Here is a 16,332-nt window from a genome sequence, read left to right as displayed (position 1 = left end):
GCACCCCGCCGGGCCTGGGGCTCAGCCCGCGCCGAGCAGCCGGCCGATCCCCTCGTACACCCGCACGGCCGGGCTGATCCCCCAGCGGGCCGCCGCCTCCGCGGCGAGTTCGCGGCTCCAGCGCCAGGAGGCGAGGCCCGCCGCCCGGACGTCGGGGGTGCGGGCCGGGGCGGTCGTGGTGGTGTAGCGGGCGAGGTCGCCCGGGGGCAGGTCCGCTTCCAGGGCGCGGCTGGGGGTCAGCCAGTGGGCGGTGGAGCCGCGCAGCAGGCGGAGGAGCCGGAGTTGCTGGGGGGCGACGGTGGTCTGGAGCAGCGCATGCGCACGGGCGGTCTCGCCCCGGGCGAGGAGCTGGGCGAACATCAGCGTCCAGTTGGCGAGTTCATCGGCGAGCAGCTGCGCGGTGGGGGCCGGGTCCGGCGGCGCGATCTCCGCGAGGGCGTGGGCGGCGCGGGTCAGCCGGCCGGTGCGGTCGAGCAGAACGGCCCGTTCCGGGTCGGGCAGATGGATCTGTCCGACCCAGTCGGCGATCCCGGGGACACCGGAGGAGGCGGTCTCCACATGGAACTCGCCGCGCATCAGATCGTCGAAGACCACCGCGAGGATCCCGTACATATTGGTGTACGCGAGGGTCAGCGGGGCGAGCCCGGCGAGAAAGGCGGGCGCGTCGAAGGCCCCGGGCTCCGCGCCGTCGCGGAGGTAGAGATACGCCTCGATGTCGGAGTGGGCGTCCGCCTCGCCGACGGTCCAGGAGCCGTACAACAGCACCCCCTCCAGCCGGGGTTCGGCCGTCGCGATCTCCCTCAGCCGCTCGATCCTCCCGTCCAGCACGGGAGACGACGAAGCGGAGGCGGCGGAAGAAGCGGAAGAAGGCGAGGAGGCGGGGAAAGGGGCGGGGAAAGGGGCGGGGAAAGGGGTGGGGAAAGGGGTGGGACACGGCATGACGAACTCCTGAGCGGCGGCACGGGCATACGGGCATCACCCGGCGGCGTCCGCCGGGCGGCTCTGCGATACGGCCCAAGGCTCAGGAAGCTCCCACACCCCCGACCCTAGGGTCTTTCGCCCCCGCCCAGCCACCGGATATCGCGCCGGGCCCGCTCCCCGGTCACGGCACCACGACCGCCCGCCCCAGGATCGTGCCGTCGTGCAGCCGCCGATACGCCAGGGGCGCCTGGTCCAGGGTGAAGATCTCCGTGAGGGTGTTGATCCTGCCCTCCCGGGCGAGGGCGAGCACATCGAGCAGATCCTGCCGGGTGCCCCAGTAGGGCGCGCTCACCGTCACCCCGGGGCGGGTCACGCCGAAGGCCACCGGCACGCTGCCCCGGCCGATGCCCAGCAGGGCGATATGCCCGTCGGCGGCGGCCACCGCGGCGGCCAGGGCGGTGGTCTCCGGCGAGGCGACCAGGTCGTAGACGACGTCCGCGCCCAGCCCTCCGGTGAGTTCGTCCAGCGCCGCACGGGCCCCCTCGTCGGCGACCACGGTGTGGTGGGCGCCCGCGTTCCGGGCGAGGGCGAGACGTTCCCCGGTGAGATCGAGGGCGACGATCCGTGCCGGGGTCAGCGCCCGCAGGATCTGGACGGCGAGATGGCCGAGGCCGCCGATGCCGATGACCACGGCGGTGCCCCCGGGCAGCAGCTTGTGCCGGCTGGCCTGGATCGCGTGGTACGGGGTGAGCCCCGCGTCCGTGAGCGGCGCGGCCCGCACCGGGTCGAGGCCCCCGAGGGAGACCAGATGGCGGGGGTGGTCGACCAGCAGATACTCGGCGAGGGCGCCCGGCGCGCCCAGCCCCGGCGGATGGATCCCCTGTGCCGGGGCGTACGGACAGTAGTTCTCCCGGCCCGCGGCGCAGGCCCGGCACCCCCCGCACCCCCAGGCGCCGTAGACGGCGACGGCGTCGCCCACCGCGGGCCAGCCGGCGGGGTTGTCGGCGCTCGCGGTGCCCGCCCCCGGGCCCAGCGCCTCGACCACCCCGGCCGCCTCATGGCCGAGGGTGACCGGCAACCCGAAGGAGAGGCTGCCCGGCTCGGCGGCCATCACGGTCAGATCGGAGTGGCAGATGCCCGCCGCCGTCACCCGGAGCAGCACCTGTCCGGGTCCGGGTTCGGGATCGGGGACACTGACCAGTTCGGGGCCCTTCCCCGGGGTCCGGTACTGAACGGCTCTCATGCGTTCTCTCCTTCGGTGACTCCTGCGGTGACTCCTGCGGCTCCCTCGGGGCCCGGGCCGCTGCGGGCTCCCGGCCGGCGGCTCAGGGGGCGCTCAGCATCGGCAGATCGCCCAGATGTTCCTCGGGTACGTCGAAGGCCTCGGCGAGCACGGCGAGATGCGGCGCCAGTTCCGCCGTCAACCGCTCGACCGTATCGGGAACGGCCCGCACCTGTACGGCGGTGAGATGGCCGTCCGCGAGCAGTTCCCCGGTGCGCGGAGCGATCGTGTCGAGCAGGAAGAGGGCGCACAGACGGCGCAGAGCGGCGCGGGTGCCGGGGTGCGCGACCGTTTCCAGGGCCGCGATGAAGGCGTCGGCGGCGAGCAGCGTCGCATGGGTGCCGACGAGTTCCAGGGCGGCGGTGGAGGCGTTGTTCCAGCGGCCGAGCGCGTCCCCCGACGGCCCTGACCTGAGGTTGAGCCGGGCCCGGTGGTGCCAGCGGCCCTCGGCGACGGCGAGCAGGTCGCGCAGGAAGCCGGGGTCCTCCAGGGCGGCGGTGCCCCCGGGGGCGGGGGTGCGCCGGGGGGTCGGTTCGGCGGGGGTGTGGCCGAAGATCATCTCGGCGCCGGCCTTGCACCAGATGGCGAGGTTGTCCCCCTCGGCGGTGATGGCGCCGTCGGCGTTGGCGGGATACTCGGCGAGTCCGTTCACCGGGAAGAGGGCCCGTGCGCCGCACCGCTCGCGTGCCTCGACGGTGAGGGCGCGGGCGTGCCAGGTGATCCAGCCCTTGGCGACGGCCACCAGCCGTTCGGCGTGGTCGCGTTCGGCGGGTTCATGGACGATCCAGGTGTGGGTGACGCTGCGGTGGAGGAAGGTCATGGCGTAGGCGGTGGCCAGGGATCTGAGGAGTCTGGAGTGATGGCTGCGATGGGCGGCGAGCGGGATCCTGCTGCCCGCGGTGGGGCCGGAGATCCGGCGGGTGTACGCGTAGCGGACGGCGATGGCGAGGGCGGCGCGGCAGCCGCCGAGGGTGCTGGCGCTCATACAGAGCTTGCCGGTGGTGACCCGGCCGATGGCCTGGAGGAAGCGTTTGCGCTGGCTGCCCAGGTCGCTGTGGAGGGTGCCGTCGGGCAGGAGCCGGCCGTGCGGGCCCTGCACCAGGGCGGTGCGCGGCAGCCGTACCCGGTCGAAGGAGGTGACGCAGTGGTCGACGGGGCTGCCGACGCGGTCGGGCAGCGGCTCGACGGTGACACCCGGGAGGGTGCCCCCGGTGTCGGTGAGCGGGGTGAGGAAGAGGAAGACCCCGAGGTCCCGCCCGTCCACCAGCAGCCGGGCCGCGACCACGGCGGACTTGGGGCCGCCCGCGGGGCTGGTGTTGGGCATGTACTTCTGCGCGCGTTCGTGCGGTGTGTGGAGAACGAATTCCTGGGTGCGCCGGTCGTAGGTCGCGGTGGTTTCCAGCGCCGCCGCGTCATTTCCGTGCCCGCGTTCCGTGCAGAGGAACGTTCCTGTACGTGCGAGCGTACGGAAGGGCACCAGGTCGCGCTCCATGGATTTGTCATCCACAAGGCTGCCGAGGAAGAGGTTGTAGTGGATTCCGGCCACGGTGGCGAGGGCTCCGTCAACGACGGCGGCCCATTCATGCATCGCGGCGAGTCCCCGGGGATCGCGGGCCAGCTCTTCGGGTGATTCGATTTCCTCATTGAGTGTGCGCAGCCGGGCGTAGGACTGCTCCCAGCGCTCCTCGGTGCGCAGCTCGGCCCGGAATCGAAAGGGCTCTGCCGAGATGGCTTTCCGCCACTTCCGGTGGGATTCGGCGGGGCCGTCCTTGAACAGGGCGGCGGTCAGTTCACGTCGGACGGGCGACGCCGACCCGGCGGCGTCGGCTGAGATGTCGGCACGGGCACAGGCTGGGGTGTCGGCATGGGTGAACACGGCGTTCTCAACGATCATGCGTCCCCGTGGTAATCGCCCACTCTGTCCCTCATTTGAGTGATGATCACCCGTCAGGTCCGTCAGAGCGCATGAGTTACGGAGATAGCGGGCGAAACGGTCTTCCATGGGCGCTATAAAGACCGTTGCCGGATGGCGGACCGTATCCAACCGTTCGACATCACATCGGATGATATGACATATTAAAGGGATCACCGTGACTGTGAAATCACCGGAGAAATTGGCCGGAAAGTTCAATCTGAGGGATCGGGAAGAGGTGGCGCAGCGGCTTCTGGAGGCGAGCGCCCGGCATACCTTCGACCCCGACCGGGACCTCGACTGGGACGCGCCCTTCGAGGAAGGGAAATGGTTCTGGCCGCCGGAACTCCTCTCGCTCTACGACACCCCGCTGTGGTGGGCCATGGACGACGAACGGCGCCATCGGCTCGCCCGGGTCGAAAGCGCGTCACTCGCCTCGATCGGTATCTGGTTCGAGATCGTGGTCATGCAGCTGCTGCTGCGGCATGTCTACGACCGGCCGATCGCCAGCAAACACGTCCGTTACGCACTCACCGAGATCGCCGACGAGTGCCGCCACTCCATGATGTTCTCCCGCTTTCTCGCCAAGTCGGGGACCCCGGTCTATCCGGTGTCACCCTTCGTCCAGAATCTCACCCGCGTCTTCAAATCCTGTTCCAGCACCGCGTGTTCACTGGTCTTCACCCTCCTCTGCGAGGAGGTCATCGACTGGATGCAGCGGCTGACCTTCCCCGACGACCGGGTGCAGCCGCTGGTACGGGGGGTCACCCGGATCCATGTCGTCGAGGAGGCACGTCATGTCCGGTACGCACGCGAGGAGCTGCGGCGGCAGATGGAGCGGGCGGGCCGGATGGAGCTGCGGATCACCCGGAGCGTCACCGGGGAGCTGGGCCGGCTCTTCGCCCGCTCCCTGGTCAACCCGGAGGTCTACGCCGACTGCGGCCTCGACCGCCGGACCGCCGTACGGCAGTCCCGCGCCAGTGAGCACCGCCGTGAGGTGCTGCGCATGGGGGCGGCCCGGCTCGCGTCCTTCCTGGAGGACGTGGGCGTCTTCGACGAGCGGGGACGGAGGCTCTGGCGCGCCGCCGGACTGCTGTGACGGGAGACGGAGACTCCGGCCCGCCGCAGTGACGGGGGACGGAGGCTCGGGCCCGCCGGACCGCTGTGACGGCGGAAGGCCGGGCGACCCGGCCGCATTCCGGGTCGCCCGGCCGGCCCTCGCCGGCGGGTGGTCATGCCGGGGCGCGCCCCGGAGCGGGGCGGCGCACACCACCACGGTCCCCCAAGGGGCGGCGTACCGGCGGTATCAGGCTAGTGGGTACGGCCGCCGGGGCACACGAGACCCCCGCCCGGCGTGGCCGGTCCCGTATCCCCGCGCCCCGCGCGCGGGAGGCCCCCTCTCCGCCAGGGGGTGCGGAAGAGGGGGCCGGGTCAGGGCCCAGTGAGGGGAAGCACTGTTCATGGCCCTGGGGACCGCCGGACCCGGGGGTTCCGGGCGTTACCGGGGGCCGGGGCGTTCGCCCGGGTCCCCGGATCCGGCGGTGTCCTGGGGGGCGGTCAGGAACTGGTGCAGCGAGCGGAGGAACTCGAAGAGCGGATCCCGCTCACAGCCCTGTCCCGCCCGGGAGCGGCGCGCGGCTCCGGTGGCCGCCGGGCCCCGCCGTAACCCCGCCGCCCCGGCTGTTCCCGGGCCCGTGGCGGGGCCCTCGGTCAGGGGGCAGTCGGTCCGGGCGCAGCCCGCGCCCCGGGGGCGGGGTGTCCGGGGTGCTCCCCGGCCGCCGGTGCGTCCCACCGCTCCCAGGTGCAGCGCGTCCGCCAGTGCGGTCCTCAGGGGTTTCATCGCCGGGTCTCCTCTCCGTAGCGCTGGACGGCCCAGTCGTCCTCGGGGCCCCAGGAGACGCCCGCCGCCGGGCGGTCGTGCAGCCGGGGGTCGGGCACCCCTTCCCAGGGGCGGGCACCCGGCGCCCCGGCGGCCGGGGGCGGGGCGGTGTACGCCGGGTGCGGGGTGGGTCCGTACGCCGGACCGCCGGGGTACGACGGATGCGCGGGGTACGAGGGGTGGGCCGGGCCGGTGGTGTGGTCGGGGTACGGGGAGTGCCCCGGGGATGGGGGGTACCCCGGGTGATGGGCGGCCATCGCGTACGGGACGGCCGGTTCGGGCCGGTGCGGCCGCGACCACGGGTCCGGGTGGGGGCCTGCGGGCCCGGGGTCGCCACCCGGGACGGCCCAGGCACTCGTACCCGTACCCGTACCGGTGCCGGCACCCGTACCCGTACCCGTACCCGGAACATCGGCGGTGGCGTCGAAGTCGGCGGCGGCACCGGCTCCGGTCTCCGCCGGGGAGACGTCGTCGCCGGACCCGCCCGGCAGCAGCAGCTCCACCCGCTCCGCCCCGCCCTTGCGGCGCTGCTCCGCCCACTCCTCCAGCTGGCTGCGGCAGGCGAGGTCCAGATGGGACATCCCCCGGGCGTCCACCACCACCCGGTTCAGATCGGCGAGGGAGTCCAGCTCGTCGATGAGCCGGGGCAGCCGCAGGAAGGTGGCGTTGCCGCGCAGCTCCAGCCGTCCGCTGTCACCCTCCCGGGTGGTGCGGACCGTCATCCGGGACATCCGCAGGGCGACCAGCACCACGGCGACGGCCAGCCCCGCGAGCACCCCTTCGAGGAGGTTGGCGACGACGATGGCGAGGGTGGTGACGAACATGACCACGCCCTCGCCCCGGTCGGTCCGCCACATCTGGGCGAAGGCGGGCGGGTTGAAGAGCTTCCACCCGGCGTGCAGCAGCACCCCGGCGAGCACGGTCACCGGGATCAGCCCGAGCAGTCCGGGCAGCAGCAGACCGAAGCCGAGCAGCCAGGCGCCGTGCAGGATGCGGGAGACCTTGGTGCGCGCCCCGGCCTGGACATTGGCCGCGCTGCGGACGATGACCGCCGTCATGGGCAGTGCGCCCAGCGCTCCGCAGAGGGTGTTGCCGACGCCCTGCGAGAAGAGTTCGGCGTTGTAGCGGGTACGGGGCCCGGTGTGCATCCGGTCCACGGCGGCGGCGCTGAAGAGGCTCTCCGCCGAGGCGATCACGGTGAAGGTGACGATCATCGTGAGCAGGGCGGGGTCCACGAGATGGCTCAGCGCGGAGGGGCCGACGATGTCGATGCTGTCCACCATGGAGCCGAAGGAGACCTTCTTGACCTCGACGGCGGGGAGGGCGGCGATGGCGGCGCCCAGCACCACGGCGACCAGCGGGGCGGGCACCTTGCCCAGCGGCGCGGGGACCTTCTTCCAGAGGAAGCAGAGCACCAGCGCCATCAGACCGAGGCCGAGGGCGGCCAGCTTGTCCCGGTCGGCCAGGACGTCGGAGGCCAGCTGGGGCAGTCCGCCGATGTTCTTCAGGGCGGTGCCGAGCTGCTTGGAGTCGACCAGTGCGTAGGTCTGGCTCAGGATCAGCGGGACGCCGATGCCCGCCAGCATGCCCTGGACCACGGAGACCGAGATGGACTGGAAGAGCCGGCCCATCCGCAGCATGCCGAGCCCCATCTGGAGCAGCCCGCTGATCAGGACGACGGGGCCGAGCAGACCGACCCCGTGTTCGGTGACGAACTCCAGGACCAGGACGGCGAGTCCGGCGGCGGGCCCGCTGACCTGGAGGCTGCTGCCGGGGAGGAAGCCGACGACCAGTCCGCCGACGATGCCGGAGACGATGCCGAGGGCGACGGGGACGCCGGAGGCCGCCGCGACCCCGATACAGAGCGGCAGGGCGACCAGAAAGACCACGATCGAGGCGGTGAGGTCCGCGCCCAGGGAGCCGGTGCGGCCGCCGGGCGGGGCGGCGCCGGTGGTTCCCGCCGCCGGGCGGCCACCGCTCCTTCGCGCATGGCGTCCCGCGCCGGGACGCGTTCGTTCGATCGGCACAGTGTTCCTTTCGCCGCATCCGGGGCCGGGCGAGCGCAGGGCCGGGGCGGGCCGGGGTGCTCGGGCCGGGCGGGCCGGGTGCGAGTGGGGGGTGGGAGCTGTGGCACCGCCGCCGGGGGGGGAGGGCGGCCGGGCCGGTGGGGGCGTCAGTTGCGGTGGAACTCGCCCTTCAGTTCGTCCAGCTCCAGCACCTCGGCGGTGTCGACGCGGTAGTACCAGCCATGCAGCCGCAGCCGGCCGTCGAGGACGGCGGCCCGGACCGTGGGGTAGTTCCGTACCGTCTCCAGCTGGGCCACCACATGGCACTGGACATGCGCGGCGAGGGACGGGTCCTCGGGCGGCACCCCGAGCAGCGGGGCGAGCGCGGGCCGGGCCACCTCCACCCAGCGGGCGACGCTCGGCAGCGCGCTCAGGTCCTGGGCGGCGGCGAGGGCGCCCACGGCGCCGCAGTGGGAGTGGCCGCAGACGACGATGTCCCTGACCTTCAGCACATCCACCGCGTACTCGATAGTCGCGGCCTCGCCGGAGGGGAGCCCGGGGCGGTAGGGGGGAACGATGTTGCCCGCGTTGCGGAGTTCGAAGACCTCGCCGGGGACGGCGCCGGTGATCAGCGCGGGGATCACCCGGGAGTCCGAGCAGGTGATGAAGAGGGTTCCCGGTTTCTGGCCGGTCGCGAAGCGGCGGAAGGTCTCGCTCTCGGGGGCGATCCGGTGCCGGAAGGTGCGCGCGTTGTCGAGCAGTCGCTTCATGGGGGGTACTCCGGGCTCTGCCGGCCGGGGCGGCCGGGACGGAAGGACATCCCTCGGGGGAGGTCCCGGCCGGAAGCATGCGCCCGTGCCATGAGCCGGCGGTGAGATCACCGTGAGACAGCTCTCATGCCCATGACAACGCCCTCTGACAACGATGTCCCGGCGGCCCGGACGGCCCCGCCCGGCCCCCTCCCCCAGGCCAACGGCCTCCACGACCAGGGCGGTACGCGTGCGGCGGTACGGGTCCGGGTGTCCGAGCGGCGGTACGGGCGGCGCCCGCCTCAGGCCCGCAGCCGGTACCCCACCCCCCGGACCGTCTCCACCCGGTCCGCCCCCAGCTTCCGCCGCAGATAGCGCACATACACATCGACGATGTTCGACCCCGGGTCGTAGTCGAACCCCCAGACCCGGCTGAGCAGCTGCTCCCGTGTCAGCACCTGGTCCGGGTTGCGCAGAAAGACCTCCGCCAGCGCGAACTCCCGCGCCGACAGCTCCGCGACCCGCCCGTGCACATGGACCCGCCGGGTGCGCAGATCCAGCGCGAGATCCCCGACCCGCAGCACGGACCCCTCCGGACCGCCCTCGGCCCGCAGTCTCAGCCGTACCCGGGCGAGCAGCTCCTCGAAGGCGAACGGTTTGGAGATGTAGTCGTCGGCCCCTCCCTCCAGCCCCGCGACCACGTCCGAGACGCTGTCCCGGGCGGTGAGGATCACCACCGGCAGCGTCACCCGTACCTCCCGGAGCTTGCGCAGCACGGTCAGCCCGTCGACGGTGGGCAGCCCCAGATCGAGGATCATGAGGTCGCAGCCGCCCGCGCGGGCATGCTCGTACGCCGAGAGTCCATCACCGACCACGGCGGTCGCGAAGCCATTGCCACGCAGTCCCTTCTCGACGAAGGAGGCGATTCCGGCCTCGTCCTCCGCTATGAGAATCCGGTGCATGATGTCCCTTCTGCCAGGGGTGGTACGCGGGGAGGTCCATGACGAACCGGGCGCCGCCGGTCTCGGCGTCCTCCACCCAGACGGTGCCGCCATGGGCCTGTGCTATCTCCTTGACGATGGCGAGTCCCAGGCCGATCCCGGTCCCCGCCCGCTCCGGTGAGGCGGCCCGGCCCGACTGGACGAAGCGGCCGAAGATCCGCTCCCGGTCGACGGGGCCGACCCCGGGGCCGGTGTCCCGGACCCAGAGCAGCACCCTGCCCTCCCGGACGGCCGACCCCATCTCGATCAGATCCCCGTCCAGGGTGTGCCGGACCGCGTTGGCCGCGAGCTGGATCAGCCCCTGGGCCAGCCGCTGGCCGTCGACCAGGACGACCTCCTCGGCGACGGCGGCGACCCGCCAGTGCCGGTGGCCCAGGGCGCGCGCCTTGGCCACCGAGTCCACGATCAGATCGGTCAGATTGGTCTCGCCGACGGTGAGGAAGTCGGGGCGCTCGGCCTTGGCGAGCAGCAGCAGATCGCCCACGATCCGGCTCATCCGGTCGAGTTCGTCCACCAGCAGGGCCCGGGTGGAGGCGCGCTCCTCGTCCAGGCCGTCGTCCCGCATCAGCTCCAGATGGCCCCGGACGACGGTGATCGGGGTGCGCAGCTCGTGCCCGACCTCGTCCAGGAACCTGCGCTGGGCGGTGAAGGCGCTCTCCAGCCGGTCCAGCATGTGGTTGAAGGTATGGGCGAGGGCCGCCACATCGTCGTCGCCCTGGACGTCGAGCCGCTGGGTCAGATCCGACTCGCCGATCCGGGCGGCGGTCTGCCGGACCAGCCGGACCGGTGCCAGGATCCGTCCCGCCACCAGCCAGCCCGCGAACCCGGCGCAGACCAGCGCGCCGAAGGAGGTCACCAGCAGGATCTCGATCATCCGGCGCTCCTCGCGGAGCTGGCGGTCGCGGAACTCCAGCACCACCAGGCGTACATCGCGGCGGTCCCCGGCGACCCGGACCGGCATCACCCCGTACCGCACCCGCCCGGCCGGGGAGTCCAGCCAGCCGACGGTGGGACCGGGCAGATTCGACAGCCGGCGCACCACCTCGGGGTCGCGGTCGAGGAGGACCGGGGCGGGGGCGGAGCTGCGGCGGTCGGCCCGGCCGTCGACGATGCTGAAGAAGGTCTCGTCGCGGTTGGGCAGATTGACCGTCATGAACTGGGTCAGCAGGGTGGCCCCGTCCTGGAACGGGCCGCCGGTCGCCGGGTCATGGGCGGTCCGGGCGAACCGTCGCACCTTGTCGACCTCGCGTTCCAGCCGGTCGTCTATCTGACGGTCCAGCTGGGCCTGCCAGACGACGGTGATACCGATCGTGGGCGCGGCCATCGCCGCCCCGACGAGCAGCAGCATCCAGCCGACGATGCGGGAACGCGCGCTGCGCGTACGGCGGCGTACCACTAGTCGTCCCCGCCGTCCCCGTACTCCTCGTACTCCTCGTACTCCTCGTGGTCGTCCTCCCCGGAGCCCTCGCCCTCCTCGCCCTCGTCGCTCTCCTCGTCGTCGTCGCCGGGGGACCAGGGCGGGTCGTCGTCGCTGCGCGGGGGCGGCACGGTCCGTACCGGGCGGCCCCCCTCCCGCGCGGGCGGCGGCGCGGTCAGGGCGGTGAACCCGCCGGGCGAGGGCGGCCGGGAGAGGGTGGGCAGCAGGGTGGGGGGCGTCGACGCCGGCTCCATCGAGGAGGACGGGCGGGCGCGCCAGGTGGCGTCGGGCAGCGGTGGAGTGGTGGGCCGCACCACGATCCCGGGGCCGAGATCGGGCGGTGCCCCGGCGCCGGCCCAGAGGCGTCCGGCCATCAGCCCGCCGCCCCCGAGGGCGCAGACGATCACGGCCACCACCTGGACTCTCCTCCATGTCATGCGGAGAGTCTGCGTCCTGGAGCGATCAGGTGGTCCGAAGAGGAGAGGATTCTCATGTCCCTTTCCACCAGCGGCCCTTCACGCTCGACGGAGCGTGAGCGAGGGCCTCGCGAGGGTGGCGGCGCACCCCCGGGCGCACCCCCGGGCGGACCCCCGGGCGGACCCCCGGGGGCCGGGCGGCGGAAAACCGGGTGAAGTGCGCCGGGTCGCCGTGTCACCCTGACCCGATGGTCGATCACGATTACGCCGATCCCTACCTGGCCTCCCTCTACGACCGGCTCAACCCCACCGAGGGCCGCGCCGACTTCGCCTTCCAGCTGCCGCTGCTGATGTCCGCCCCCGCCGTCCTGGATGTCGGATGCGGTACGGGGAGCCTGCTGAAGCTCGCCCGGGAGGCCGGGCACACCGGGCGCCTGGTCGGGCTGGACCCGGCGGTGGGGATGCTGGAGCAGGCCCGCCTCCGTACCGATGTGGAGTGGATCCTCGGGGATCTCTCCACGGTGGGCTGGGAGCGGGAGTTCGACCTCGTGGTGATGAGCGGCCATGCCTTCCAGGTCTTCCTCACCGACGAAGAGTTGCGCACCGTCCTCGGCGGGATCGCCACCGCCCTGAAGGAGGGCGGGCGGTTCGCCTTCGAGACCCGTAACCCCGCCGCCCGGGAGTGGGAGACCTGGGACACCGGGGCGCCGGGCGAGGGCTCGTACGACACCGAGATCACGGACGCCACCGGCGCGGTCGTCCGGACCTGGTACACGGTGGATCCGCCGCGCGGGGACCTCGTCTCCTTTGTCTGCACCCTCATCGGTACGGGGTGGGACGCGCCGCGCACCAGCCGCAGCACTCTGCGCTTCCTGGACCAGGAGTCCCTCGGGCGCTTTCTCGCCGGGGCGGGTCTGGTCGTGGAGGAACAGTACGGGGACTGGGACCGTTCCCCGGTCACCGACGCCTCGCCCGAGATCATCACGGTGGCCCGGCGCGGCCCCGCCCGCTGACACAGGCCCTCCGGCACGGGTACGGGGGAGGGCGCACGGTGACCGTGCGCCCTCCCCCGTACATCCAGGGCCTCCCCCGTACATCCAGGGCCGTCCCCGTGCACCCCGGGGCCGCCCCCCGTCAGGACACGATGTCCTTGCGCGCGAAGTGCCGGAAGGCCAGTGCGAAGAGGACCAGGGCATAGGTGACGGAGACCGAGGCCCCCTGCACCATCCCACCCCACTCCGGCCGGGGCTGGAGCGCGTCGATCCAGTCGAACTGATAGTGGGCGGGCAGGATCTCGCGCCAGTCGCCGAGGGCGGTCACCGCGTCCAGCACATTGCCCACGATCGTCAGCCCGACCGCCCCGCCCACCGCGCCCAGCGGGGCGTCGGTCCGGGTGGAGAGCCAGAACGCGAGCCCCGCCGTGGCCAGCTGGGAGAGAAAGATGTACAGCGCCGCGACGCCCAGCCGGGGCAGCGCGGTCCCGGCCGCCAGCGAGCCCCCGGTGGGCAGCTCCAGCGGCCCCCACCCATAGGCGAGGGTGCCCGCCGCCAGGGCGACCACCGGCAGCAGCGCCATCGCCGCCGCGCTGAAGCCGAGCGCCACCGCCAGCTTGGACCAGAGCAGCCGGTTCCGGGGCACGGGCGCCGCCAGCAGATAGCGCAGCGAGGACCAGTTGGCCTCCGAGGCGACGGTGTCGCCGTGGAAGAGCGCCACCGGGATCACCAGCAGAAAGCCCGCCGAGACAAAGAGGCAGGTGGCCGCGAAGTTGATCCCGGAGGCGGTGGCGGTGTCCATCAGGGTGATCCGGTCGCCCGGTCCGCCGTCGGAGGGGTCGCCGCCGAGGGCGAAGGCGGCGATGAGCACCAGCGGCAGTGCCGCGAGGACCCCCGCCATCACCAGGGTCCGGCGCCGCTTGAGCTGCCGGACCGCCTCCACCCGCAGCGGCAGGGTGCGCCGGGCGCGGTAGCCGGGCGCGGCCTCGGTCAGGGTGGTCACGCGGAACCTCCGATCAGGGTGAGGAAGGCGTCCTCCAGCCGGCGGTGGGGCCCGGCGCCGGTCAGCGGGACCTCCAGCCGGACGAGTTCACCGATCAGCTCGGTGGCGGTGGCGCCGTCGAGCCGGACCAGCAGCCCCTCCTCGATCCGCCGGGCGGAGCCGATCCCCGGCAGCGCGGCGATCTTCTCCAGCAGGGGATCGGAGAGGCCGTCGGAGAGGGTCACCAGCAGGGTGTCGCTCTCGCCGGTGATCTCGGCGACGGGTCCGGCCTGGATCAGCCGCCCCCGGTCCATGACGACGAGATGGGTGCAGGACTGCTCCACCTCGGAGAGGAGATGGCTGGAGACGATGACCGTGCGGCCCCCGGCGGCGTACCGGATCATCACCTCGCGCATCTCGCGGATCTGCGGCGGGTCGAGTCCATTGGTCGGCTCGTCCAGGATCAGCAGATCCGGCAGGCCCAGCATGGCCTGGGCGATGGCGAGCCGCTGCCGCATGCCCTGGGAGTAGGTGCGCACGGCGCGGGCGAGGGCGTCGCCGAGACCGGCTATCTCCAGCGCCTCTTCCATCCGGGCGTCCTCCGCCGGGCGGCCGGTGGCCTGCCAGTAGAGGTCCAGATTCTCCCGCCCGGAGAGATGGGGCAGGAATCCGGCGCCCTCCACGAAGGCGCCGACCCGGGAGAGGACCGGGGCGCCCGGCCGGATGGCATGGCCGAAGACCCGGATCTCGCCCTCGTCGGGGCGGATCAGCCCCATCAGCATCCGCAGGGTGGTCGTCTTGCCCGCGCCATTGGGGCCGAGCAGGCCGAGGACCTGGCCCTTCTCGACCCGGAAGGACAGCTCCCGGACGGCATAGCGGTCGCTGGAGCGGGCGTACCGCTTGCTCAGCCCGGTGATCTCCAGCGGGACATCGGCGCGCTCGGGATCGGGCGCGGGAGCGGCGGAGCGGCGGCGGGCGGCGAGGATCAGCAGAGCGGCGAGGACCGCCCCGGCGGCCGGGAGCGCCCAGGTCCACCAGGCCACCTGGGCGTCCGGGTTGCGGACGGCGGGCGCGGTGGGGACGGACAGCTCGCCCGCCCCGGCGAGACCGACGGTGTAGCGGGCGGGCTCGGCCGGGGAGGCGTGGCCGAGGTCGGTGGCGGAGAGCACCAGCCGCAGCCGGTGCCCGGCGTCCACCCGGTGGTCCACGGCGGGCAGGGTCAGGGTGACCTCCTTGGCCTCCCGGATCCCGGTGATCCGGACAGGGGCGACCAGCTGGGCGGGGAGCACCTGCTGCCGCCCGTCCGGGCCCACGTCGTACACCTTGGCGAAGAGCACCGCCGCACCACTGGAGGAGGCGACCTTCACCCGCACCCGGGGCGTTCCGGTGATCCGGACGACCCCGTCGAGGGGTCGCGTGTCGAAACGGGCGTGCTGGCCCGGGAAGTCGGTGGCGATCCCCACCCCGAGGGCGGAGAGGTCGCCCAGGGCTCCGCTGACCCCGGGGACGGCGGAGATGGCGGGCGGGGCGGCCCCGGCCGGATTGGAGAAGCGCTGCTCCCCGGCGGTGAGCGGGAAGCGCCGGGCGCCGCTGTGGAGCCCGGGGTAGGTGGCGGCCTCGGCGCCGCGCAGCACCGCCCGGCCGTCGCTGGAGTCGACGCCTCCGGTGCGGCTGACCCGGAAGGCGGGTCCGGTGTCGGCGGACCGGTCGTCGCCGAGGTGGCGGTCGAACCAGGCGGTGACCCGGGCGTCGATCCGCTCGTCCTCGGTGTCCCCGCCGTCATGGCCGCCGGAGATCCAGTCGACGGCGACGGGGGCGCCGTTGGCCCGGATCCGCTGGGCCATGGCGTCGGCCTGGTCCAGCGGGAAGAGCGAGTCGGACTGGCCCTGGACGATCAGGGCGGGGACCTTGATCCGGTCGCCGACGGCGACCGGGCTGCGGCTCTCCAGCAGGGTGCGGGCGGCGCTGTCGGGCCGGCCGGAGACGGCGACCCGCTCGTACATCGCACAGACCTCGGCGGTGAACCTGCCGCATCCCTCGGGGTCGGTGGGGGCCTTCGCGGTGCCCGGCCGGCCCGGGGCGGTGTCCCGGGTGGCGGGGTCGGTGAAGGGGCGTCCGGGTCCGGCGCCGGGTGCGGAGCCGGCGGAGAAGAAGACACCCGCCCAGAGCTTCTTGAAGACCCCGCCGGGGAAGAGCGCGTCGGCGAGGTTCCAGTAGGTGATCGAGGGGGCGATGGCGTCGACGCGCCGGTCGTGTCCGGCGGTGAGCAGGGCGGCGGCGCCGCCGTAGGAGGCGCCGGCCATGCCCACCCGGGGGTCGCCGGCCCCGTCGAGCCGGACCTCGGGCCGCTTCGCCAGCCAGTCGATCAGCCGGGAGACGTCCTTGATCTCATGGTCGGGGTCATTGAGTCCGATGCTTCCGGTGGAGGCGCCGAAGCCCCGTGCGGACCAGGTCAGTACGGCATAGCCGTCCCGGGCGAGCCGCTCGGCCCGGTCTCGGACATCGTCCTTGCTGCCGCCGAAGCCATGGCCGAGGAGGACGGCGGGGCGCTTGCGGTCGGGGTCCCCCGAGGTGAAGAACGAGGTGTCGACACCGGCCCCCGGCATCCGGTGCACCCGGTCCTCGCGGTGCACCTCGGGGTCGCTGTCCTCGGCGACGGCGGTCCAGGTGCCCGCTCCGGCGAGTACGGCGAGGGCGGCCACCCCCGCGAGCCATCGGCCCCGGCGGCGGGGCCGGGGGATTCGGATTTGCATGCTGGCCACCTTAAGCGGGCCG

Annotated in this window: 13 protein-coding genes; 2 read left to right on the top strand and 11 right to left on the bottom strand. The window is 73.2% G+C overall.

Features of this window, described 5'->3' with window-relative positions:
* Window positions 1–21: 21 nt before the first annotated feature.
* The 3 genes from ABT354_RS03665 to ABT354_RS03655 form a co-directional block, all read right to left on the bottom strand.
* Entirely contained in the window at window positions 22–825 is an 804-nt protein-coding gene (locus ABT354_RS03665) for a nucleotidyltransferase domain-containing protein (RefSeq protein ID WP_351489166.1), read from the bottom strand.
* 277 nt (window positions 826–1,102) lie between these two features.
* On the bottom strand, window positions 1,103–2,164 hold the full coding sequence (locus ABT354_RS03660) for an NAD(P)-dependent alcohol dehydrogenase (RefSeq protein ID WP_351488478.1): 1,062 nt from the start codon (window positions 2,162–2,164) through the stop codon (window positions 1,103–1,105).
* 82 nt (window positions 2,165–2,246) lie between these two features.
* A complete protein-coding gene (locus tag ABT354_RS03655; RefSeq protein WP_502983309.1) occupies window positions 2,247–4,205 on the bottom strand; it encodes an acyl-CoA dehydrogenase family protein in 1,959 nt (652 codons plus the stop codon).
* Between the two features lie 88 nt (window positions 4,206–4,293).
* Between ABT354_RS03655 and ABT354_RS03650 the strand changes: the two genes are divergently transcribed.
* Window positions 4,294–5,214: an AurF N-oxygenase family protein gene (locus ABT354_RS03650; RefSeq protein ID WP_351488473.1), complete on the top strand. Its 921-nt coding sequence runs from the start codon at window positions 4,294–4,296 to the stop codon at window positions 5,212–5,214.
* A 399-nt stretch (window positions 5,215–5,613) separates the two neighbouring features.
* Here ABT354_RS03650 and ABT354_RS03645 read toward each other — a convergent pair whose 3' ends face one another.
* The 6 genes from ABT354_RS03645 to ABT354_RS03620 form a co-directional block, all read right to left on the bottom strand.
* Window positions 5,614–5,955 carry a hypothetical protein gene (locus ABT354_RS03645; RefSeq protein WP_351488470.1) on the bottom strand — a complete coding sequence of 114 codons (342 nt, stop codon included), beginning with the start codon at window positions 5,953–5,955 and terminating at the stop codon, window positions 5,614–5,616.
* Window positions 5,952–7,883 (bottom strand): SulP family inorganic anion transporter, encoded by a 1,932-nt coding sequence (locus tag ABT354_RS03640; protein ID WP_502983326.1) that lies wholly within the window; start codon window positions 7,881–7,883, stop codon window positions 5,952–5,954. Before ABT354_RS03640 ends, ABT354_RS03645 begins: the two co-directional genes overlap by 4 nt.
* 284 nt (window positions 7,884–8,167) lie before the next feature.
* Window positions 8,168–8,770: a carbonic anhydrase gene (locus tag ABT354_RS03635; RefSeq protein WP_351488468.1), complete on the bottom strand. Its 603-nt coding sequence runs from the start codon at window positions 8,768–8,770 to the stop codon at window positions 8,168–8,170.
* A gap of 281 nt (window positions 8,771–9,051) precedes the next feature.
* Window positions 9,052–9,711 carry a response regulator transcription factor gene (locus tag ABT354_RS03630; protein ID WP_351488465.1) on the bottom strand — a complete coding sequence of 220 codons (660 nt, stop codon included), beginning with the start codon at window positions 9,709–9,711 and terminating at the stop codon, window positions 9,052–9,054.
* On the bottom strand, window positions 9,614–11,098 hold the full coding sequence (locus ABT354_RS03625; RefSeq protein ID WP_351488463.1) for a sensor histidine kinase: 1,485 nt from the start codon (window positions 11,096–11,098) through the stop codon (window positions 9,614–9,616). Before ABT354_RS03625 ends, ABT354_RS03630 begins: the two co-directional genes overlap by 98 nt.
* A 47-nt stretch (window positions 11,099–11,145) precedes the next feature.
* Window positions 11,146–11,604 (bottom strand): hypothetical protein, encoded by a 459-nt coding sequence (locus tag ABT354_RS03620; RefSeq protein WP_351488460.1) that lies wholly within the window; start codon window positions 11,602–11,604, stop codon window positions 11,146–11,148.
* A gap of 227 nt (window positions 11,605–11,831) precedes the next feature.
* On the opposite strand from ABT354_RS03620, the gene ABT354_RS03615 reads away from it, so the two are divergent.
* On the top strand, window positions 11,832–12,596 hold the full coding sequence (locus tag ABT354_RS03615) for a class I SAM-dependent methyltransferase (protein ID WP_351488458.1): 765 nt from the start codon (window positions 11,832–11,834) through the stop codon (window positions 12,594–12,596).
* A 121-nt stretch (window positions 12,597–12,717) separates the two neighbouring features.
* On the opposite strand, the gene ABT354_RS03610 is transcribed toward ABT354_RS03615, so the two are convergent.
* Together ABT354_RS03610 and ABT354_RS03605 are read right to left on the bottom strand one after the other, a co-directional pair.
* The gene (locus ABT354_RS03610; RefSeq protein ID WP_351488455.1) at window positions 12,718–13,578 is read right to left on the bottom strand and encodes an ABC transporter permease; all 861 of its coding nucleotides are present in this window, start codon (window positions 13,576–13,578) and stop codon (window positions 12,718–12,720) included.
* Window positions 13,575–16,310, bottom strand: a complete 2,736-nt coding sequence (locus ABT354_RS03605) for an alpha/beta fold hydrolase (protein ID WP_351488452.1) — start codon at window positions 16,308–16,310, stop codon at window positions 13,575–13,577. The genes ABT354_RS03610 and ABT354_RS03605 overlap by 4 nt, the downstream gene beginning before the upstream one ends.
* Window positions 16,311–16,332: the final 22 nt, after the last annotated feature.

It is taken from the genome of Streptomyces sp. NPDC000594 (assembly GCF_040299965.1).
GTDB lineage: Bacteria > Actinomycetota > Actinomycetes > Streptomycetales > Streptomycetaceae > Streptomyces.
This window is presented reverse-complemented; position numbering and strand designations above follow the sequence as displayed.